Annotated in this window: 16 protein-coding genes; 9 read left to right on the top strand and 7 right to left on the bottom strand. The window is 73.5% G+C overall.

Going from position 1 to position 21,211, the window contains the following annotated elements; genetic code table 11:
- Position 1: 1 nt before the first annotated feature.
- Positions 2 to 1,360: an FAD-binding oxidoreductase gene (locus tag ABD285_RS03545; protein WP_344200350.1), complete on the bottom strand. Its 1,359-nt coding sequence runs from the start codon at positions 1,358 to 1,360 to the stop codon at positions 2 to 4.
- A 155-nt stretch (positions 1,361 to 1,515) separates the two neighbouring features.
- Between ABD285_RS03545 and ABD285_RS03540 the strand changes: the two genes are divergently transcribed.
- Positions 1,516 to 2,283: an SDR family NAD(P)-dependent oxidoreductase gene (locus ABD285_RS03540; protein WP_344200347.1), complete on the top strand. Its 768-nt coding sequence runs from the start codon at positions 1,516 to 1,518 to the stop codon at positions 2,281 to 2,283.
- Between the two features lie 12 nt (positions 2,284 to 2,295).
- Here the strand turns inward: ABD285_RS03540 and ABD285_RS03535 are convergent, their stop codons facing one another.
- Positions 2,296 to 2,802 carry a MarR family winged helix-turn-helix transcriptional regulator gene (locus ABD285_RS03535; protein WP_344200344.1) on the bottom strand — a complete coding sequence of 169 codons (507 nt, stop codon included), beginning with the start codon at positions 2,800 to 2,802 and terminating at the stop codon, positions 2,296 to 2,298.
- Positions 2,803 to 2,949: 147 nt separating this feature from the next.
- On the opposite strand from ABD285_RS03535, the gene ABD285_RS03530 reads away from it, so the two are divergent.
- Positions 2,950 to 6,396 (top strand): bifunctional proline dehydrogenase/L-glutamate gamma-semialdehyde dehydrogenase, encoded by a 3,447-nt coding sequence (locus tag ABD285_RS03530; RefSeq protein WP_425564957.1) that lies wholly within the window; start codon positions 2,950 to 2,952, stop codon positions 6,394 to 6,396.
- 138 nt (positions 6,397 to 6,534) lie between these two features.
- Positions 6,535 to 8,841 carry an FdhF/YdeP family oxidoreductase gene (locus tag ABD285_RS03525; RefSeq protein ID WP_284253917.1) on the top strand — a complete coding sequence of 769 codons (2,307 nt, stop codon included), beginning with the start codon at positions 6,535 to 6,537 and terminating at the stop codon, positions 8,839 to 8,841.
- Positions 8,842 to 8,860: 19 nt separating this feature from the next.
- Here the strand turns inward: ABD285_RS03525 and ABD285_RS03520 are convergent, their stop codons facing one another.
- Together ABD285_RS03520 and ABD285_RS03515 are read right to left on the bottom strand one after the other, a co-directional pair.
- Positions 8,861 to 9,754 (bottom strand): DUF6457 domain-containing protein, encoded by an 894-nt coding sequence (locus tag ABD285_RS03520; RefSeq protein ID WP_344200338.1) that lies wholly within the window; start codon positions 9,752 to 9,754, stop codon positions 8,861 to 8,863.
- On the bottom strand, positions 9,751 to 11,001 hold the full coding sequence (locus ABD285_RS03515) for a molybdopterin molybdotransferase MoeA (RefSeq protein WP_284253915.1): 1,251 nt from the start codon (positions 10,999 to 11,001) through the stop codon (positions 9,751 to 9,753). Before ABD285_RS03515 ends, ABD285_RS03520 begins: the two co-directional genes overlap by 4 nt.
- Before the next feature lie 59 nt (positions 11,002 to 11,060).
- Here ABD285_RS03515 and fdhD point away from each other — a divergent pair, with 59 nt between their 5' ends.
- The 6 genes from fdhD to ABD285_RS03485 all read left to right on the top strand — a co-directional run bounded on the left by fdhD (position 11,061) and on the right by ABD285_RS03485 (position 19,421).
- Positions 11,061 to 12,005 carry a formate dehydrogenase accessory sulfurtransferase FdhD gene (gene fdhD, locus ABD285_RS03510; protein ID WP_284253914.1) on the top strand — a complete coding sequence of 315 codons (945 nt, stop codon included), beginning with the start codon at positions 11,061 to 11,063 and terminating at the stop codon, positions 12,003 to 12,005.
- On the top strand, positions 12,002 to 13,057 hold the full coding sequence (gene moaA, locus ABD285_RS03505; protein ID WP_284253913.1) for a GTP 3',8-cyclase MoaA: 1,056 nt from the start codon (positions 12,002 to 12,004) through the stop codon (positions 13,055 to 13,057). Before fdhD ends, moaA begins: the two co-directional genes overlap by 4 nt.
- Complete coding sequence (locus tag ABD285_RS03500; RefSeq protein ID WP_344200330.1) at positions 13,050 to 13,289, top strand: MoaD/ThiS family protein; 240 nt, start codon at positions 13,050 to 13,052, stop codon at positions 13,287 to 13,289. Before moaA ends, ABD285_RS03500 begins: the two co-directional genes overlap by 8 nt.
- Before the next feature lie 158 nt (positions 13,290 to 13,447).
- Entirely contained in the window at positions 13,448 to 15,436 is a 1,989-nt protein-coding gene (locus ABD285_RS03495; protein ID WP_344200327.1) for an SdrD B-like domain-containing protein, read from the top strand.
- Positions 15,437 to 15,598: 162 nt separating this feature from the next.
- Positions 15,599 to 17,590, top strand: coding sequence for a sigma-70 family RNA polymerase sigma factor (locus ABD285_RS03490; protein ID WP_344200324.1), 1,992 nt, complete (start codon positions 15,599 to 15,601; stop codon positions 17,588 to 17,590).
- A gap of 55 nt (positions 17,591 to 17,645) precedes the next feature.
- Positions 17,646 to 19,421: a molybdopterin-dependent oxidoreductase gene (locus tag ABD285_RS03485; RefSeq protein WP_344200321.1), complete on the top strand. Its 1,776-nt coding sequence runs from the start codon at positions 17,646 to 17,648 to the stop codon at positions 19,419 to 19,421.
- Positions 19,422 to 19,438: 17 nt separating this feature from the next.
- On the opposite strand, the gene ABD285_RS03480 is transcribed toward ABD285_RS03485, so the two are convergent.
- The 3 genes from ABD285_RS03480 to ABD285_RS03470 form a co-directional block, all read right to left on the bottom strand.
- Positions 19,439 to 19,798, bottom strand: a complete 360-nt coding sequence (locus tag ABD285_RS03480; RefSeq protein WP_284253907.1) for a cupin domain-containing protein — start codon at positions 19,796 to 19,798, stop codon at positions 19,439 to 19,441.
- 256 nt (positions 19,799 to 20,054) lie between these two features.
- Positions 20,055 to 20,780, bottom strand: coding sequence for a M56 family metallopeptidase (locus ABD285_RS03475; RefSeq protein WP_284253906.1), 726 nt, complete (start codon positions 20,778 to 20,780; stop codon positions 20,055 to 20,057).
- On the bottom strand, positions 20,777 to 21,136 hold the full coding sequence (locus ABD285_RS03470) for a BlaI/MecI/CopY family transcriptional regulator (protein ID WP_284253904.1): 360 nt from the start codon (positions 21,134 to 21,136) through the stop codon (positions 20,777 to 20,779). Before ABD285_RS03470 ends, ABD285_RS03475 begins: the two co-directional genes overlap by 4 nt.
- Between the last annotated feature and the right edge of the window lie 75 nt (positions 21,137 to 21,211).

Here is a 21,211-nt window from a genome sequence, read left to right as displayed (position 1 = left end):
CTCACGCCTCCGTCGGCCCGAACGTGAACACCCCCGAGGGGTCGTAACGCCGGCGCACCTCGGCCAGCCGCGCGAACGCCGCGGGCGACCATGCCGAGCGGTACTCGGTCGGGTCCTCCGACTCGCCGAGCCAGTTGATGGTCGTGGTCGGCGCGATCCACTCGCCGAGACGCGCGCGGAGCCCGGCGAACGCACCGGGCAGCACGGTCGCGAACAGGGCCGGGTTCGGCGCACCGATCACCGAGAGCGTGAACGGATTCTCGCGCCCGCCCATCGCGCTGTCGCCGGACGGGTCGGCGACGGCGCCGCCGAGCTGACGCACCTCGACGCCCAGGAACGGCGACTCGGTGCCCGCGCCGACGAGCCCGAGCAGGGCGTCGACGAAGCGCTCGTCGAGCTCTCCCAGCATGATGCCCCGCATCCAGCCGGGCAGCGGACCGTCGGGGTCACTGTGCACCTTGGCGATCTCGGCGATCGGCAGCGGGCCGAGCGCGTCGAGGTACACGGGCGCAAGGGCACGCAGCGGTGCCGCGAGCTGTTCGCCGGATGCCGCATCCACCGGGGCGGCGAACCGCACGCTCACGAGATGGCGGCCGCGCAGCGGCGGCGGCACCTCGTCGAGGTCGGGGAAGCGCATGACCGCGACGCTCGTCGTGATGCGCGCGTCGGCGTCGGCGCCCCACGCGAGCCAGCCGGTGAGCACGGCGCGGGCATCGTTCGCGTCGAACAGGAGCGCGCCTCCGTAGAGCTCGGCGACCTCGACGAGCCGCACCGTCGCGGAGGTGACGATGCCGAGGCCGCTCTTGCCGCCGCGCAGCGCCCAGAACAGGTCGGGGTTCTCGTCGGCGGAGGCCGTGACGACCTCGCCGGAGCCGGTGACGATCCGCGCCGAGACGAGCTGGTCGGAGCCGACGCCGAAGTGCCGCGAGAGCGGGCCGAGGCCGCCGCCCAACAGGAAGCCGACGGCGCCGACGCCGGCCGACGATCCGGTGATCGGAGCCAGACCGTGCGGTGCGGCCTGCGCGACGACCTCCCGCCACGGGGCGCCGCCGCCCACCGTCGCGGTGCGCGCGAACGGCTCGACGCTCACGGAATCCAGGCCGCTCACGTTGATGAGCAGGCCGCCGTCCGGCACCGGCGCGGCACCGTGCCCGGTGGCGATGACCCGGATCGCCAGCCCCGTGTCGCGCGCGAACCGCACGCCCGCCGCCACGTCGGCCTCGTCGCGCGCGACGAGCACGGCATCCGGGCGCGGCACGACGGCCAGGTTGAAGCCGGTGCAGGCGGCGGCGTACCCGTCGTCGGCGGGGACGAGGACGGATCCGGACACGGAGCGGGCGAGGGGGGAGAGGTCGGGCATGCGCCGAGGTTACGGCGCACCGGTGACGCGGGACCAGTGCCGACGTGCGCGGGCTGTGAGCCGGCGTCGCATCCGGTCGGTACCGAGGATGCGCGCCTAGCCTGCCGCGTGGAGCGGTCGGGATCATCGAGACGACCGCGAGAGGAAGGGCGCACATGCTGCTGAGCGGCAAGACCATCGTCGTCACCGGCGGGAACAGCGGGATCGGGGAGCAGATCTGCGTGGCCGCCGCGGCCGAGGGGGCGAACGTCGTCGTCGACTACGTGGCGCACGCGGACGACGCCTCCGACCTGGTCGAGCGGATCGAGAAGGCGGGCGGCTCGGCCGTCGCGCTCGAGGCCGACATCACCCGCGCCGCCGACCTGGAGCGCCTGATCCGGGGCGCCGTCGACCGCTTCGGCCGCCTCGATGTGCTCGTCAACAACGCGGGCATCGAGGATCGCCACTCGCTGCTCGAGGAGACCGAGGAGGGCTACGACCGGGTCATGGCCGTCAACATGAAGAGCGCGTTCTTCGCGACGCAGGCGGCGGCGCGGCAGTTCCTGAAGCAGAAGACGCCGGGGCTGATCCTCAACATCTCGTCGGTGCACGAGGACTGGCCGATGCCCGGCAACATCGCCTACTGCGTCTCCAAGGGAGGGATGCGGATGCTGGCCCGGACCGCCGGCGTCGAGCTCGGCCCGTACGGCATCCGGGTCGTGAACATCGCGCCGGGCGCGGTCGAGACGCCGCTCAACGCGTCGACCATGAGCGACCCCGCGGAGCTGGAGAAGCTGAACGACGCGATCCCGCTGCACCGCATGGCCAAGCCGGAGGACATCGCCGATGTCGCGGTGTTCCTCGCATCCGGCAAGGCGTCGTACATGACCTCGACGACCGTCGTCATCGACGGGGGGATCATGCAGGGCAGCGTCGGGTTGTGACGGCGCGAGCCGCTACGCCCCGACCTTCTCGCGCCCGAAGGCCTCCACGGCGGCCTCGCACCCGGGCAGGTTGATCTTCTCGAGCACGCGCGCCGCCCCCGAGCGGAAGGCGTCCTTCTCGTCGTCGTCCAGCACGTCGAAGAAGATCTCGCGCAGCTTCGCCGCGTGGTCGCGCATGGCGCCGAGGGTCGCGCGGCGTCCGTCGGTCGTCAGGATGATCCAGGTGCCGCGGCCGTCCTCGGCGCACTCCGCGCGCGCGACGAGGCCGCGGGCCTCCATGCGCGAGATCTGGTGCGAGACGCGGCTCTTCTCCCAGGTCAGCAGCTCGGCGAGCTCCCCCGTGCGCAGCCGGCGATCCGGCGCCTCGAAGAGGGTGATGAGCACCGAGTAATCGGCGCTGGAGATGCCGGCATCCCGTTGCAGCTGGCGGTCGATCTCCCGCGCCAGCGCGCGATTCATCGACGAGAACGCCCGCCAGAGGCGCCAGTCCTCCTCGCTTATGCGGTCGGCTGCGGGCATACCACGAGCCTATCGTCCGAATCAAGTTGACGTGTCATCGTTCGTCCCGCCCCGGGAGCCGAATCGCTGTCCGGGCGCCGGGACGGCCGCTCCCGCACCCTGGACACGCAGGGGCCGTCGCCTAGCATTCATTCCGTGCTTCCCGGGATGCCGTCGGTCGATGAGACCGTCGCCCTGGTCCGTCGCTGGCTCGCACAGAGCGCGGATGCCCCGCGCGACGCCGGCGCGACGCGGCTCGCCGGCGTGCTGAAGGACCCGCACGGCCTCGAGTTCACCCTCGGCTTCATCGACCGCGTCGTGCGCCCCGAGGATCTGCGGGTCGCCGGCCGGAGCCTCGAGCAGGTCTCGCGGCTGACCCCCCGGTTCCTGCCGTGGCACCTGCGCACGCTCGTGCGCCTCGGCGGCGCCTTCGCCCCGCTGCTGCCATGGCCGATCGTGCCGATCGCGCGCCGGGTGCTGCGCCGGATGGTCGCCCACCTCGTCATCGACGCCTCCCCGAAGCGGCTCACCCGCTCGCTCGCGCACCTGCGTCGCGACGGCGTGCGGCTCAACATCAACCTGCTCGGCGAGGCGGTGCTGGGCGAGCGCGAGGCCGCGCGTCGGCTCGCCGGCACGCGCGAGCTGCTCTCCCGGCCCGACGTCGACTACGTCTCGGTCAAGGTGTCGTCGGTCGCGAGCCAGCTGAACCTCTGGGGCTTCGACGAGACGGTCGAGCGGGTCGTCGAGCGGCTGCTGCCGATCTACCTGCGGGCGGCGCGCGCGTCGGGCACCAAGTTCATCAACCTCGACATGGAGGAGTACCGCGACCTGCACCTGACGATCGCGGTCTTCGTCAAGCTGCTCGAGAACCCCGACCTGCAGAACCTCGAGGCGGGCATCGTGCTCCAGGCCTACCTGCCCGACTCGGTCGTCGCCCTCGACCGGCTGACCGAGTGGGCCCGGCGCCGGGTGGCGGCCGGCGGTGCCGGCATCAAGGTGCGCATCGTCAAGGGGGCCAACCTCTCGATGGAGCGCGTCGACGCGGCCGTGCACGACTGGCCGCTCGCGACCTGGGGCAGCAAGGCCGCGACCGACGCCAACTACCTGCGGCTGCTCGAGCGGGCGTTCGCGCCCGAGCGCACCGACGCCGTGCGCATCGGCGTCGCGGGGCACAACCTGTTCGACCTCGCGTTCGCGTGGCTGCTCGCCGAGCAGCGCGGCGTCAGCCGGCGTGTCGACGTCGAGATGCTGCTCGGGATGACGCCCGGCCAGGCGAGCGCGGTGCGGCAGACCGTGGGCGGCCTGCTCCTCTACACCCCGGTCGTGCATCCGGACGACTTCGAGGCCGCGATCAGCTACCTCGCTCGGCGGCTCGAGGAGAACGGCTCGAGCGAGAACTTCCTCTCCAGCGCGTTCGAGCTGGAGGACGACGCGGTCTTCGCCCGGGAGCGCGAGCGGTTCGAGGCCTCCCTCGCGCTGCTCGACGACGCGGTGCCCGCCCCCAACCGCATCCAGAACCGGCTGCACCCGCCGGTGCCGCGGGCTCCCGAGCCGTTCGAGAACACCGCCGACACCGACCCGTCGATCGCGGTCAACCGCGAGTGGGCGCGGGGGCTGCTGGATCGCGCCAAGAACTCCGCCATCGGCGAGGCGACGCTGCACGAGGCCCGGGTCGCCGACCCGGCGACGCTGCAGCAGCGGCTCGCCGCGGCATCCGCCGCGGGCGCCACGTGGGGGGCGCGGACGGGCGCCGAGCGCGGGGAGCTGCTCGACCGCATCGGCGAGGTGCTCGCCGCCCTGCGCGGGCGGCTCATCGAGGTCATGGTCGCCGAGACCGGCAAGACGCTCGCCGAGGCGGATGTCGAGGTCAGCGAGGCGGTCGACTTCGCCCACTACTACGCGGGACTCGCCCGCGAGCTCGCCGGCATCGAGGGCGCCGCGTTCGCGCCCGTGCCGGTGGTGCTCGTCGCGCCGCCGTGGAACTTCCCGGTCTCGATCCCCGCGGGTGGAGTGCTGCAGGCGCTCGCCGCGGGCTCGGCCGTCATCCTCAAGCCGGCCCCGCAGGCGGGGCGCTGCGGCGCGATCCTCGCGGAGGCGTTCCGCGAGGCGGGGGCGCCGCGCGAGCTCGTGACGCTCGTCGACATCGACGAGGGCGAGCTCGGCCGGGCGCTCATCACGGCGCCGGAGGTCGGCCGCGTCGTGCTCACCGGCAGCACCGAGACGGCGGCCCTGTTCCGCGGCTGGAAGCCCGAGCTGCGGCTGCTCGCCGAGACCAGCGGCAAGAACTCGATCATCGTCACGCCGAGTGCCGACCTCGATCTCGCGGTCTCGGACATCGTGAAGAGCGCCTTCGGCAACGCCGGCCAGAAGTGCTCGGCCGCGTCGCTCGCGATCCTGGTCGGCTCGGTCGCGACCTCGGAGCGCTTCCGCCGTCAGCTCGCCGACGCCGTCACGAGCCTCGCGGTCGGGCAGCCGACCGATCCGGCCGTGCAGATGGGGCCGCTCGTCGAGCCCCCGGGCGACAAGCTCACCGCGGGCCTCACCCGGCTCGGCCCGGGCGAGAGCTGGCTCGTCGAGCCGCGCCGCCTCGACGACGACGGCCGGCTGTGGTCGCCCGGGGTGCGCGACGGCGTCGTCGCCGGCAGCGCGTTCCACCGCATCGAGTACTTCGGGCCGGTGCTGGGACTCATGTCGGCCGCGACGCTCGAGGAGGCCGTGGCGCTGCAGAACGCGGTCGAGTACGGGCTGACGGCCGGCATCCACTCGCTCGACGCCGGTGAGGTCGCGCAGTGGCTCGACACCGTGCAGGCCGGCAACCTCTACGTGAACCGGCCGATCACCGGCGCCATCGTGCGGCGGCAGCCGTTCGGCGGCTGGAAGGCGTCGTCGGTCGGACCCGGATACAAGGCCGGCGGGCCGAACGCGCTGCTCGCGCACGGCAGCTGGCGGCCGGTGCCCGCGGCGGCATCCGGTGACCTGCGACTGGACGGGCTCGAGGCCCGCGTCGCGAGCGTGATCGAGGCCAGCCAGCCCGCGCTCGGCTACGAGGAGTTCGACCTCGTGCGCCGCGGGGCGCTGAGCGACGCGGCCGCGTGGGCCGCCGAGTTCGCGACCGCGCGCGACGTGTCGGGGCTCGAGGTGGAGCGCAACGTCTTCCGGTACCGCCCCGCCGACGTGGTCGTGCGCCTCGCGGAGGGCGCGTCGATGGCCGAGCTCGTGCGCGTCGTCGCGGCCGGCGTGCTCGCCCGGGCGAGCATCCGGATCAGCTCGTCGGTCCCGCTTCCCGCGGGCCTCCTGCCGCTCGTGCAGGCCACCGACCTCGGCGGCGCGCCGCTGCTGTCGATCACCGGCATCGACGTCGAGCCGGATGCCGCGTTCGCATCGCGCGTGGTCGCCAACCATCCGGACCGCATCCGGCTCGTGAGCGCCGACCCGGAGGCCGGTGACGCACTCGCGCGGGCGACCGGCGGCTCGCCGGACGTCGCGATCTGGGCCGACCCGGTGACCGCGGCCGGGCGCATCGAGCTACTGCCGTTCCTGCTCGAGCAGGCCGTGTCGATCACCGCGCACCGCTTCGGCGCGATCGACCCCCCGCTCGCGACGCTCGAGCTCTGAACAGCGCGGGCCGGCGCACGGGCGCGCACCCCGCTCCAACCGATCGCGGTTCCGCCATCCGATCGCGCCCGCGCGCCGCGCATCGGATGGCACAGTGTCGATCGGATGTCCGGGCGGCGCGCGCGTAGAGTCGGGCGCATGGCCCGGCGCGCACCGAAGAGCGACATCGACGAGTCGGAACTCGCGGTCCGCGCCCCGAAGAAGCGGGCCGTCGGGGTGCCCGCGATCGTGCACGCGCTGCAGATCGCGCAGGAGCAGATGGGCGTCGTGCGCAGCGCCGAGACGCTGCTGCGGATGAACCAGAAGCAGGGCTTCGACTGCCCCGGATGCGCGTGGCCCGAGACCGACAAGCGCCACATCGCCGAGTTCTGCGAGAACGGCGCGAAGGCCGTCGCGGAGGAGGCGACGATCCGCCGGATCGGGCCGGAGTTCTTCGCCGAGCATTCCGTCGCCGACCTCCAGCGCCACGACGACTGGTGGCTCGGGCAGCAGGGCCGGTTGACGCATCCGATGATCAAGGAGGCCGGCGCCACCCACTACACGCCGATCTCGTGGGATGACGCCCTCGACGCCGTCGCGACCGCCCTGCGCGGGCTCGACGACCCGAACGAGGCCGTGTTCTACACGTCGGGGCGGGCGTCGAACGAGTCGGCGTTCCTCTACCAGCTGCTCGTGCGCGGGCTCGGCACCAACAACCTCCCCGACTGCTCGAACATGTGCCACGAGTCGTCGGGCTCGGCGCTCGGCGAGACCCTCGGCGTCGGCAAGGGCACGGTCTCCATCGAGGACGTGCACGACGCCGACCTGCTCATCGTCGCCGGGCAGAACCCCGGCACCAACCATCCCCGGATGCTGTCGGCGCTCGAGAAGGCCAAGCAGCGCGGCGCGCGCATCGTCGCGGTCAACCCGCTGCCCGAGGCCGGCCTGCAGCGGTTCGAGAACCCGCAGACCGTCAAGGGCCTCATCGGCGGCGGCACGGCGATGGCCGACCGCTTCCTGCAGATCCGGCTCGGCGGCGACCAGGCGCTGTTCCAGGCGCTCGCCAAGCACCTGCTCGAGGCGGAGGACCGCACGGGCGGGGTGCTCGATCACGACTTCATCGCCGAGCACACCAGCGGCGTCGACGAGTTCACCGCCGGCGTGCGCGCCCTCAGCTGGGCCGAGATCGAGACCGCGACCGGCCTCGCCGAGGACGACATCCGGGCCGTCGGCGACGAGCTGCTCGCCTCGAAATCCACGATCGTGTGCTGGGCGATGGGCCTGACCCAGCATCCGCACGCGGTCGCCACGCTGCGGGATGTCGTCAACCTGCTGCTCCTGCAGGGCAACGTCGGGCGCCCCGGCGCGGGCGTGTGCCCGGTGCGCGGCCACTCCAACGTGCAGGGCGACCGCACGATGGGCATCTGGGAGAAGCCGCCGGCCGCGTTCCTCGACGCGCTCGACGCCGAGTTCGGTTTCTCCGCGCCGCGCGAGCCGGGGCACGACGTGGTCGACGCCATCCGCGCCATGCGCGACGGCCGCACCAAGGTCTTCATGGCGCTCGGCGGCAACTTCGTGAGCGCGACGCCCGACACCGAGGTCGTCGAGGCCGGCATCCGGAGCACCGAGCTCACGGTGCAGGTGTCGACCAAGCTCAACCGCTCGCACGTCGTCACCGGGCGGCGGGCGATCATCCTGCCCGTGCTCGGCCGCACCGACCGCGACCGCCGCGGCGGACGCGAGCAGCGCGTGACCGTCGAGGACTCGATGAGCGCCGTGCACGCGTCGCGCGGCCGGCTCGCGCCGCCCTCGGACGACCTGCTGAGCGAGGTCGCCATCCTGGCCCGGATCGCGCAGCGCACCTTCCGCGACCGCCCGGGGTCGCCGCGCGCCGACTGGGCGGGCCTCGAGGAGGACTACGCGCGGATCCGTGGCCACATCGAGCGCGTCGTGCCCGGCTTCGACGACTTCGAGGAACGCATCGCGGGCGGCCGCACGTTCGTGCTGCCGAACGGGCCGCGCGACGCCCGAAGCTTCGCGACGTCGACGGGCAGGGCGCGGTTCACCGCGAACCCGGTCGAGTACCCGCGCATCCCCGAGGGCCGGCTGCTGCTGCAGACCCTGCGCAGCCACGACCAGTACAACACCACGATCTACGGCAAGGACGACCGGTACCGCGGCATCCACGGCGGGCGCCGCGTGGTGCTGGTGAACCCCGACGACGTGATCGCGCTCGGGTTCGCCGAGGGCGACATCGTCGACCTGGTGTCGGAGTGGACGGGTCCGGATGGCGTGCTGCAGCTGCGCCGCGCGCCCGAGTTCCGGGTCGTCGGCTACTCGACCCCGCGCGGCAACGCGGCCGCCTACTACCCGGAGACGAACGTGCTCGTGCCGCTCGACTCGGTCGCCGCCGTGAGCAACACCCCGACGTCGAAGTCGGTGATCGTGCGGCTCGAGCGCCGCTGAGCCGGGTCGCCCGCGCGGCTCAGGATTGCGGGGTCGGCCAGGCGGCGGCCGCCCGCGTGACGGCCGCGATCGCCTCGCGCACCGCGGCCTCCCCGCCACCGGCACGCCCCGCGGCGAGGCCCGCCATGAAGGCGCTCAGCGGCGCCGCCGGTCGCGCGACCGCGTTCGACACGTCGCGCGCGAGGTCGAGGATCGCCGGGATCGGCGACTCGGCCGCGTCGATGCCGAGCTCGGCGCGCAGGGCGTCGGCCCAGTCGTCGAGCGCCTCGGGGGGCAGGTGCTGGGGCATGGTGTCCTCCGTCCGTCGGGCCCGACCGGGTGCGCCGCCGTGGGCGCGCAGGTCGTCCCAGGTGTCGATGTCGGCCGCGGCATCCGCCGCATCCGGCACCTCCTCGATCATCGACCCGGCCAGCAGGGCGCGCAACGAGGCGTCGCGGCCGCCGTCCGGGAGCGGCGTCGCGCGCAGCACCGTCGTGCGGTACCAGCCGACGAGCCACTGACGGCGGCCGTCCGCGTCGACGAGGCAGCGGCCGTCGACGTCGGGCGCCAGCGGGCCGGGCGCGAGCAGGGTCCGGATGGCACCCCCGGCATCCGCGAGATCGCCCGCCAGCAGCAGCACGGTCTCCGCATCGCCGACCCGACGGAGCGCCGCGAGCGTCGCTGCCGCGGGGCCGCCGAACGGCGGGTCCTCGCGCACCCACGTCACGTCGAGCGCCGGATCGAGCTCGGGCCCCGCGACGAGGACCGGGTCCGCTCCGGCCGCGCGGGCCGCGGCGACGGTGCGCGCCAGGAGGCTGGCACCGCCGATCTCGAACAGCGGCTTCGCCGCGCCGCCGACGCGGGCGGCCCGACCGCCGGCGAGCACGATCGCGGCCGGCGTCGCGGTCACGGAGGCGGCATCCGGCGTCGTCATCCGAGCAGCACCACCTCGACGGCGTCGCCCGGCTCGATCGCTCCCTCGCCCGCCGGGATCACCGCGAGCCCGTCGGCGGAGCCCAGCCCGGTCACCGAGTGCGGGCCCGAGCGGGAGACGGCGCTCGCGGTGTCGCGGGCGATCCACGCCGCCGGGTCGTCGCGATCGATCGCGACCGGACGGTAGCCCGTGCGTCCCGGGCGGCGCCGGTACCGGGCGTCGACGGGCATCCGGAGTCGAGGGCGGTGCAGCGCCGCGCGCCCCTGCAGCGCCAGCAGCGCGGGCCGGACGACGAGCTCGAACACGACCGCAGCCGCGGTCGGCGTGCCCGGAAGCGAGACGACCAGCGGGCCGCCCGGCAGCCGCCCGGAGGCCTGCGGGCGCCCGGGCTGCATCGCCACCTCGACGAATTCGAGCTCGGCGGCGAGGGCGTCGCGCACCACCTCGTAGGCGCCCGCGCTCACGCCCCCGGTCGTCACGACGAGGTCGGCACCGGCCGCTCGGGCGTCGGCGAGGGTCCGCTGCAGCCCCTCGACCCGGTCGGCGACCGTCGCCACGAGAACGGGGTGCGCCCCCGCCTCGCGCACCAGACCGGCGATCAGCAGCGAGTTGGACTCCGGGACGCGCCCGCGGCCGAGCGCGGCGCCAGGCGCGGCGAGCTCGCTGCCCGTCGAGATGACGGCGACCCGCGGCGCCGGGCGCACGTCGACCTCGGCGATGCCCGCCGCGGCGGCCGTCGACAGCCGACGCGCGCCGAGCTCGACGCCGGCCGGCAGCACCGAATCGCCCGGCCGCACGTCCTCGCCGCGGTGGCGGACGTGCGCGCCCGCCGTCGCCGCGAGCACCGTGACCGATGCGGGCAGCGACCCGCGCCCCGCCGCGCGTCCGCCCTCGGTCTGCTCGAACGGCACGACGGTGTCGGCCCCGCCCGGCACGGCCGCGCCGGTCATGATGCGGACGGCGCACCGCGGCGGCAGCTCGGGGTCGAGCGCCGAGCCGGCCGGGATGTCGGCCACGACGCGCAGGGTGACCGGCGTAATGCTCACGTCGGCGGCGCGGACCGCATACCCGTCCATCGCCGCGCTGTCGAAGAGCGGAAGGTCGACGGCCGCCACCGCCGGTGCCGCGAGGGTGCGGCCCGCGGCCTCGGCGAGCGGCATCCGGACGATCGGCAGCGGGGTCGCCAGCCCGAGCACGCGCGCGATCTGGTCGTCGAGCGGGCGCAGGGGCGCGCTGTCCTGCGGCATGCCCCCACGCTAACGACCGCGCCCGGCGAGCGCGGAGGACGCGGGGCTAGGCTCGGAAAATGGGCCGGATCACCGCGCGACGCTCCGTCGTGCGCCTCACGGTCGCCGCGGACGAGGGCACGGACGAGGGCGATCGCGAGCAGCGACGCGCCGACACGCTCGCGGTCGAGGAGCCCCTCGAGATCCGGATCGCGGGCGAACCGCTCGCGGTGACCATGCGCACGCCGGGCAACGACGTCGAGCTGGCCGCCGGGTTCCTCGTGTCGGAGGGCGTCATCCACCACGGCGCGCAGTTCCGCTCGGCGATCCACTGCGGCGGGCCGGGGATGGGCGGATCGGGCACCGGCGGGCCGCTCGCCGGCGCCACGGAGAACACCTACAACGTGCTCGACGTCGCGCTCGCACCCGGCGTCGCCGGCCCCGAACCCGACCGGTCGCGCAACTTCTACACGACGAGCTCGTGCGGCATCTGCGGCACCGCGTCGATCGACGCGGTCGAGACGGTGTCGGCCTACGACGTCGCCGCCGACCCCATGACGGTCGACGCCGCCGCGATCCTCCGGCTGCCGGAGCGTCTGCGCGAGCACCAGGCCGTGTTCGAGAAGACCGGCGGCCTGCACGCCGCCGCCCTGTTCGATGCCGCGACGGGCGAGCTGCTCGTCGTGCGCGAGGACGTCGGCCGGCACAACGCCGTCGACAAGGTCGTCGGCTGGGCCGTGCTGAACGACCGGCTGCCGCTGCGCGGAACCGTGCTGCAGGTGTCGGGCCGGGCGAGCTTCGAGCTCGTGCAGAAGGCGGTCATGGCGGGCATCCCGATGCTCAGCGCCGTCTCGGCGCCGTCGTCGCTCGCCGTCGAGCTGGCCGCCCGCTCCGGGCTGACGCTCGTCGGGTTCGTGCGGGGCACGAGCATGAACGTGTACACGCGCGACGACCGGATCCGCCGCGCCGCCGCACCGATCGAGCGGGCCGGGATGCGGCATCCCGAGCCGGTGGGGTCGGCATGACGATCGCGCTCGGCATCCCCGCGGTGCGCCGGACCGCACCGGACGTCAGCGGTCGGCCGGACACGTCGGAGCTCGTCGACCGGTTCGGCCGCATCGCCCGCGATCTGCGCATCTCGCTCACCACCGCGTGCTCGCTGCGCTGCGTCTACTGCATGCCGGCGGAGGGCCTGCCGGTCGTGCCCCGCAACGAGCTGCTGAGCCCCGTGGAGATCGCCCGGCTCGTCGGCATCGCCGTGCACCGCCTCGGCGTGCACGAGGTGCGCTTCACCGGCGGCGAGCCCCTCACGCGCCCCGACCTGGTCGAGATCGTGCGCCGATCGTCCGAGGTCGCGCCCGGCATCCCGCTCGCCATGACGACCAACGGCATCGGACTCGACCGGCACGCCGTCGCGCTGCGGGATGCCGGCCTCACCCGCGTCAACGTCTCGCTCGACACGGTCGACCGGCACCGGTTCGCCGAGCTGACCCGGCGCGACCGGCTGCCCGCGGTGCTGCGCGGCGTCGACGCGGCCGTCGCGGCCGGCCTCGCCCCGCTCAAGGTCAACGCCGTGCTCATGCGCGCCACTCTCGACGACGCGCCCGACCTGCTGGCGTGGGCGGTCGACCGGGGTGCCCGGCTGCGGTTCATCGAGGAGATGCCGCTGGATGCCGACGCCGCCTGGGCCCGCGACGCCATGGTGTCGGCGTCGGAGCTTCTCGGCGTGCTGAGCACCCGCTTCCGGCTGGAGCCGATCGGCCGCGACGACCCCGCCGCGCCGGCGGAGGAGTGGCTCGTCGACGGCGGTCCCGCGACGGTGGGCATCATCGCCTCCGTCACGCGCACCTTCTGCGGCGCCTGCGATCGCACCCGGCTCACCGCCGAGGGTCGCGTGCGCTCGTGCCTGTTCGGCGACGACGAGACCGACCTGCGCGCGCTGCTGCGCGGCGGCGCCGACGACGAGCAGATCGCCGACCTCTGGCGCGGCGCGATGTGGATGAAGAAGGCCGGGCACGGGATCGACGATCCCGGATTCCTGCGGCCGGTGCGCTCGATGGGCGGCATCGGTGGCTGAGGTGCTCGTGCGGTACTTCGCCGCCGCCGAGGACGCCGCCGGCCGGGCGGAGGAGATCCTCGACGCGGCGACCGCCGGAGAACTCCGGACCCTGCTCGCCGACCGCTACGGCGGCGCGATGGAGCGCGTGCTGGCATCCGGATCGTTCCTGGTCGACGGGGTCGTCACCCGCGACCCGGAGCGCGCGCTCGGCGCTCGGGTCGACGTGCTGCCCCCCTTCAGCGGCGGGTAGGCGACGCCTGTCCGCATAATGGCGGACATTTTTTTTGAGAACCGCGTCATAACCGGCCCGCGTTCCCCATGTCATCCAGTGGGTTCGCAATGTCGGCGTCCCCCCGGTCGCCGGCATGGTGTCGTTCGGCCGCGCCTCAGCACTCAGGAAGCTCACCCATGACACTCCCCCTCTCGGGCGCTCGACGCGTCCGTTCCCGCTCCGTGCGCCTCGCCGCCGCCCTTCTCGCGGCCGCCGTCGCCGTGCTCGCCGGCCTGGTGCTCCCGACCTCCGCGGCGCACGCCGCAGAGGTCCCGTCCGCGATCACCGGCGTCACGCTCGACAAGACCTCGTACGGCTACAACGAGCGGCAGAAGCTCGCCTTCACCTGGTCGGTGCCGGACTCCGCCTCCGTCGGCGACACCTTCACCCTCGCGCTCCCGCCGGAGCTCACCGTGGTCAGTCAGGCGCCGTTCGTGCTGCGGGATGCCGCGGGCGCCGCGGTCGCGGACGCGGTCTGGCAGAAGCAGGCCGACGGCAGCTACGACATCGTCTTCACGCTCACCGGCTACGCCGACACCCACGACCACGTGGGCGGCACCGGCTTCGTCTCGACGCAGTGGAATCACAGCGTCGTCACGACCACCGGTGGCCCGGTGAACCTCGACTTCGACGGGATCGCCGTGCCGGTGACGATCGACCCGAAGCCCGCCCCGACCCCGCCGTGCACCGAGAACTGCCCCCCGCCCCCGCCCGTGGCGACCTCCCGCTCGCTCGGCAAGAGCGGCGGCTGGGCCGACGGTTCGTTCGAGGGCACCCGTGACGCGAACGACAACATCAACTGGTCCGTCGCGCTCCCGGGGAACACCACCGGGTACGCGGGACCCATCGACGTCGCCGACGCCCCCGCCGCCGGCAGCACCATCGATTGCGGCACCGTCAAGATCACCACTCAGGACGGCCTCGCCTCCGGCGCGATCAAGAGCGCCCTCGACCCGAGCCGCTACACGCTCGACTGCGACGCCGCGGGCTTCGACCTGACCCTCGACCGGATCGCCGCCGACGAGTTCGTCACCGTCACGTACAAGGGCACCATCACCGATCAGGATGCCGGCCGATTCGGCAACCACGTCGCGTTCACCGCCGCCGGCGTCACCAGCACGAAGGACACGACCATGGTCCGCACGTCCCAGGGCGGTGACGGCGCGGGCATGCAGAGCGTGTCCGTCGGCGACTACGTGTGGCTCGACACCGATCACGACGGCGTCCAGGACGGCGCCGAGCGCGGCATCCGGGGCGTCACGCTGGTTCTGACCGGCCCCGACGGTGCACCCGTCACCTCCGTCTCCGGCGCTGTGGTCGGCCCCACCACGACCGACGCGAGCGGCCACTACTCGTTCGCGGGCCTGCCGGTGCTCGCCGCGGGGCAGCACTACACGGTCACGATCGATGCGTCCGCCTCGGCCCAGGCTCTCGCCGGCCTGACCCCGACCGTCGCCGCAGCGGGCGCCGATCGCGGCAGGGACTCCTCGACCGGATCGGCGACGTCGATCGACCTCACCACCAACGGCGCCAGCGACCCCACCCTCGACTTCGGCTTCGTGGGCAAGGTGTCGGTCGGGGATTACGTATGGTTCGACGCTGACAAGGACGGCGTGCAGGGCACGGACGAGCGCGGGATCGCGGGCGTCACCCTCGACCTCACCGGTCCCGACGGCGAGCCGGTCGCCACGGTCGGCGGCACCCCCGTCGCTCCCGCCGTCACCGATGCGCAGGGTCACTACCTCTTCGAGGACCTTCCCACCCTGCCCGCCGGTCAGCACTACACCGTGACGATCGACGGGGCGGCGTCCGCCGCCGCGCTCGCCGGCATGGTCACCTCTCCCGAGCATGCCGGCGCCGACACGGCGGCGGACTCCTCCACCGCATCGGCCGAGTCCGGTGACCTGCCGGGCAATGGTGACGAAAACCTGACGCTCGACTTCGGGTTCTACCTGCCCGACCTTCCGACGGACGCTCTCCCGGTGTCGTCGGAGCCCGCTCAGCTCGCCCACACCGGTGTCGACGGGGTGGCCCCCGCGGCGGCGCTGGCCGGCGGGCTGATCGTCCTCGGCATGGCTGGGTTCGCGCTCAGCCGCCGCCGCACCGCCCCCGAGCGACGGCACTGAGGACATCCGGCGCCTTCTGACTGAGCAGGAGGCCGAGGGGCCGCCCGCCCCCTGACGGGCGGCCCCTCATCCACGAACTTCGCGATGTGGCGTCATCACCGGCGCACCCGGGGTGTGTAATCAATGCGGCGACAGCGACCGCACCCGCCGACCGGGGGACGAATGAGCGACGAGGAGCTCGCCGAGCGCGCACGCGCCGGCGACACGGGAGCGTTCGCCGAGCTCTGGACCCGGCACGCGAAGGCCGGGCTGGCCGCGGCGCGGCAGTTCCGGTCCATCGCCGACCCCGACGACATCGTGTCGGAGGCGTACCTGCAGATCCTCCGCGCGGTGCAGCGCGGCGGGGGTCCCCGGGAGGCGTTCCGCCCGTACCTCTACCGCACCATCCGCAACGTCGCCCTCGGCTGGGTGCCGAAGAGCCAGACCGTCGACATCGACGACGTCGCCGAGCGCATTCCCAGCGACCTGCCCGACATCGAGACCGCGACCCTCGAGAACACGATCACCGTGCGTGCCTTCCGCACCCTGCCGGAGCGCTGGCAGACCATCCTCTGGTACACGGAGGTGGAGGGGATGGAGCCCGCCGAGGCGGCCCCCTACCTCGGCCTCACCGCCAACGGCGCGGCCGCCCTCGCGTACCGCGCGCGCGACGGACTCAAGAAGGCGTGGCTGCAGGCCCACGTGAGCGACGTGCGCGTGCCCCCCGAGTGCCGATGGACCACCGAGCGGATGGCCGACTACAACCGCGGCGCACTGACGCCTCGCGCTCGCGCGCGCTTCGACCAGCACCTCGACACCTGTACCCGCTGCTCGATCCTCCTCGAGGAGATCGACGACGTCTCCGGCCGGCTCGCCGCGATCCTGCTCCCCGTGACACTCGGTGCCGGCGGGGCCGCCCTGCTCGCGGAGAAGCTGGCCGCCGGCTCCGGATCGAACCCGCCGGGCGGCGCGCATCCGACGGCCTCCTCACCCTCCGGGGTCGTCGTGCCGATGATGCTGCGAGCCCCGACGCGCCTGGTCGCGACGATCGCCGCCGCCGCCGTGGTCATCGTCGCGGGCGCGATCACCGCCGTCGCCGCGGCGGGCGGTGTGGGAGGGGGCGCCCCGGTCGCGGCGCCATCCGGCGCGACCGCGACGCGGCATCCGGCTCCCGCGACCCGTGCGCCCCGGCCGGACCAGACGTCCGTCCCCCTCGCGAGTCCGGCTCCGGCCGTGCCGCGCGTCGCCGCGCCGCCCGCCCGCCCGGCGGCGCCTCGCGCGGTTCCCCCCACCGGCTCCGTCGCGTCCCCGCCGCCGAACCCTCCCGATGTCGTGGCGCCCCTCGCCCCGGTGCTCTCCGTGCCGGCGGAGGCCGCGCTGCTGAACACCGCCCGGCCCCCCTTGGCGGGCAGCGGTGAGCCGGGAGCGACCGTTGAGGTCGAGCGGCTCAGTCCGGATGGCGTGAACGATCTCGGGCCGCTCGGCACCGCGGTGGTCGGCCCCGCCGGCTCCTGGACGATGACACCGGACGTCGTGGTACCGGACGGCACGTGGCGCCTGCGGATCCTGCAGCTCGACCGGGCCGGCAATGCCTCCCCACCCACGACCCGCACGCTGACGGTCGACACGGTGGCGCTGCCCCCCGTCCTCGACGCGCTCCCCGCGAGCCCGCTGGAATACCTGCCGCTCGTGCAGGGCAGCGCCGAACCGGCGGCCACGGTCACGCTGCGTGACGACACCGGCGCGACCATCGGCACGGCGACGGGCGACAACGCCGGGCGCTGGAGCATCCCGCTGCCGGACCTCGGCCGTGACGGCGCGACGCTCACCGCCGTGCAGCGCGACCCGGCGGGCAACGTGTCGGCACCCTCCGACGCCACCGCGCCGCTGTCGTTCCAGCGGCCGACGATCGACGCGCCGGCGGATGGCGCGGCCGTGCCCTCCGCGGGCGCCGAGACGGTCGTCACGCTGCAGGTCTCCGGCACCCCGGGTGAGCGGATCCAGATCCTCATCGACGGCGTATGGACGGGCAACGTCCACACCCTCGGTACCTCGCCCATCCAGCGCGTCACACCGGGGCTGCCGGACGGGCCGCACACGATCGGCGTGCGCTACTTCGATCCCGCCACCGGGCGCCTGGGGTCGGTGCGCACCGTGGCGTTCACGATCGGCTGAGATCGCGTCCGCGGCGTCGGTTCCGGTCGGAACGGATGAGGGCTAGGTTTCGGCCATGGATACGGATCCGAATCCCGTTCCCGCGGACGACATCGGGGCGGGGGGCTCGACGAAGAGTTTCCGCGAAGAACTGGACGCCCGGCGATACACGGTCGTCGACGAGGACTGGGCCGGCGGCGTGCCCGCGCAGTACGGCGTCGCCCCGCGCGTGCGCATCGGGCAGGGCAAGTGGTTCAACCTGCTGTGGCTGCTCCCGATCGGCTTCGCGCTGGCGCTCATCGCGATCGCGGTCGCGAAGGGGCTGCGCGACCTGCCGGCGGTCGAGTCGTTCATCCGCACCTACCCCGGGATGTCGGAGCTGCCCGCCGGCGCGCCGGTCGGCTTCCCGGCCTGGCTGGCCTGGCAGCACGTGCTCAACGCCTTCCTCATGATCTTCCTCATCCGGGCCGGGGTGACGATCCTCGCCGACCATCCGCGGCTGTACTGGACCCGCCACTCGACGCCCGGTAGGGACTGGTTCCGCATTCAGAAGCCGGTGCCCACCGACCCGCTGTACACGGCGAAGCAGGACTCGATCACCCTCCCCGACGGCGTCGGCCTGCCGGGTCGCCGGCACTCGATCGGCCTCGCCCGCTGGTGGCACCTGGGGGTCGACACCCTGTGGCTCGTCAACGGGATCGTCTTCTACGTGCTGATCTTCTCGACGGGGCAGTGGATGCGGCTGGTCCCGATCCACTGGGACGTCATCCCGAACGCGATCTCGGTCGCGATCCAGTACGCGTCGCTCGACTGGCCGGCGGAGAGCGGCTGGACGAACTACAACAGCCTGCAGCTGATCGCGTACTTCATCACGGTGTTCATCGCCGCCCCGCTCGCGCTCATCACGGGGCTCGGCATGTCGCCCGCGCTCTCGACCCGGTTCCGGCGGATCAGCTCGATCTTCAGCATCCAGGTCGCCCGGTCGCTGCACTTCCTCGTGCTGTGCTGGTTCGTGGCGTTCATCGTCGTGCACGTGGCGCTCGTGGTCACCACCGGCGCGCTGCGCAACCTGAACCACATGTACGCCGCGCGCGACGACGAGTCGTGGGTCGGGTTCGGATTCTTCGCGATCTCGCTCGTGGTGATGATCGTCGGCTGGGTGGCGGCGACGCCGTTCACGTACCGGCATCCCCGCATCGTGCAGCGGGTCGGCTTCGCGCTGATCGGCCCGGCCCAGCGCCTGTTCGAGCACATCGACTCGAAGCCGGGGCAGTACACCGACAAGGACATCTCGCCGTACTTCTGGCACAACGGCAACTACCCCGACACGGAGGAGTTCCAGAGGCTGCAGGCCGATGACTTCGCCGCCTATCGGCTGACGATCGGCGGGCTGGTCGAGAATCCGGTCACCCTGAGCCTGGCCGAGGTGCGCGCGCTGCCGTATCACGAGCAGATCACCCAGCACTTCTGCATCCAGGGCTGGTCGGGCGTGGCCAAGTGGGGCGGGGTCTCGATGCGGACGATCCTCGACCTCGTGCAGCCCAAGCCCGAGGCGAAGTGGGTGGTCTTCTACTCCTACGCGGTCGGTCCGGAGGGCGGGCTCTACTACGACGCCCAGGCGATCGAGCAGATGAGCTACAAGCTGACGATGCTCGCCTACGACATGAACGGCGAGCCGGTCTCGTTCGGGCACGGGGCGCCGCTGCGGCTGCGCAACGAGACCCAGCTCGGTTTCAAGATGGTCAAGTGGATCAAGGGCATCGAGTTCGTCGAGCAGTTCGCCGACGTCGGCGGCGGTCTCGGTGGCTACAACAACGACCACGAGTTCTTCGGCTACCGGCAGTCCATCTGAGCCACGCCGTTCGCGCGTTACGCCTCGGGTGAGCCCGGCGGTGACGCCTGCGCAACGACGGTCGTCAGCAGGATGACCGAGTCCTCGGTCGCGTCGACGGTGTGCAGACCCGGAGGGACGGTCAGCAGATCACCCGGCGAACCGTTCCAGCTGGTGGTCCCGGATCGCAGGAGCACCCGGCCGGACAGCACCTGCACGGTCGCCTCGCCCGGGTTCTCGTGCTCGGACAGCGACTGGCCTGCCCGCAGGGCGATGAGGGTCTGGCGCAGGCGATGCTCGTGGCCGCCGAAGATCGTCTCTGCGCTGCGTCCGCTCGAGGCGCGCTGCGCATGCTCCAGGTGATGTCGGCCCGAGGCGATCAACGACACCTTCTGCATCTGGCCACCGTAGACCCCCGGATCGGCGGCGCGGCAGGGGTTCAGGCGGCGGCGAGGCGTCGGGCGTCCGCGAGGCGGGTGCTCGAGGAGAGCGTCGACGAATGCGCCGCGATCGGTAGTTCGTTCCGGTCGGCGGCGCCAGCTACCGATCGCGGCGAATTCCTCAACGCCCGCCGACCGCTCGACTCCCGCGACGCCCACCTCGGCGTCGACGCGCTGCCACCATTCGGCCGGATGGGCCCCGTGGTCCTCCGCGTCAGGCGGCGGCGAGGCGCATGATGCGCTCGTGCTCGCGGTGCGCGTGCGCGGGCGCGATCCGCGCGATCGCGCGCGCGAGATCCGGGGATCCGACCTTGCGCCGCGCGCGGTCGTCGGCCGCCAGCTCGACGAGTCGCGCCACCTGGTCGCTCGCGATGCGCGCGACCGGGAAGCCGGGGAGCGCCGCGCGCCAGGCCTCGAAGGCGAGCAGCAGCACGTCGTGCCGCTGCCGGGCGTGGGCTCGCTCGTGTGCGACGACGGCCGCGACCTCGCGTTCGTCGAGCCGTTCGAGCAGACCGGTGGAGATCACGATGACGGCGCCGCGGGGGCGGGGCACGCAGTAGGCGAGCGGCTCGTCCTGCTCGATGAGGCGGGCCTCGAGCGGCGCCGGCGCGGGTGTGCTCAGCAGGTCGAGCAGCGCGAGGTGCCGTCGCCGGCGTGCCTCGCGCCGCACGATCGTGCGGAGCAGGTGGATGCCCAGGTAGGCGGCGACCGCGACCGCGACCGGGATGCCGACGAGCAGCCCGACGCGACCGATCGCCTCGCCGAGCAGCAGCGGCACGCTCACGGTGGCGAGACCGCCGACGACGGCGATCAGCTGCCAGACCACGAGAGAGAGCACCGGGTGGCGCAGCGGCCAGCCCGCGCGCGAGAAGAGCAGCGGCGCCGGCACCGCCAGCACGACCGCGACCGCGGCCAGGACGATCGCGGCGATGAGGCTCATCGCGCCGCGCCGCCCTGGAGGATCCGGCGGAGCATCGCCGCGTCGTCGGCGCTGACGCTGCCGACGAAGCGCTCGAGCACGGCCTGCCGGTCGTCGGCCTCGCCGAGCGCGTCGTGCATGAGCTCCGCGACGTGCGCCGAGCGCTCCGCCGCCGCGGTGTAGCGGTGCGGCCGGGCGCTGCGGTCCGCGATCGCGAAGCCCTTCTTCTCGAGCCGGCTGAGCACGGTGAGGAGGGTCGTGGCGGCGAGCTGCCGGCCGCCCGCCGCGAGCTCGTCCTGCAGCTCGTACGCGGTCGCGCCGGCGCGCGAGCGCCACAGCAGGTCCATCACCCCGCGTTCGAGATCGCCCAGCGCCATGCCGTCATTCTACAGCGCGTCGAAATACTTCTACCTGTTGTCGAAATCAGTTCTACGATGTGTAGAAGACAGATC

Source organism: Pseudolysinimonas kribbensis (assembly GCF_039531715.1).
Classification (GTDB): Bacteria; Actinomycetota; Actinomycetes; order Actinomycetales; family Microbacteriaceae; genus Pseudolysinimonas; species Pseudolysinimonas kribbensis.
The sequence above is the reverse complement of the archived record's forward strand: the minus strand, read 5'-3'. Positions and strand labels throughout refer to the sequence as shown.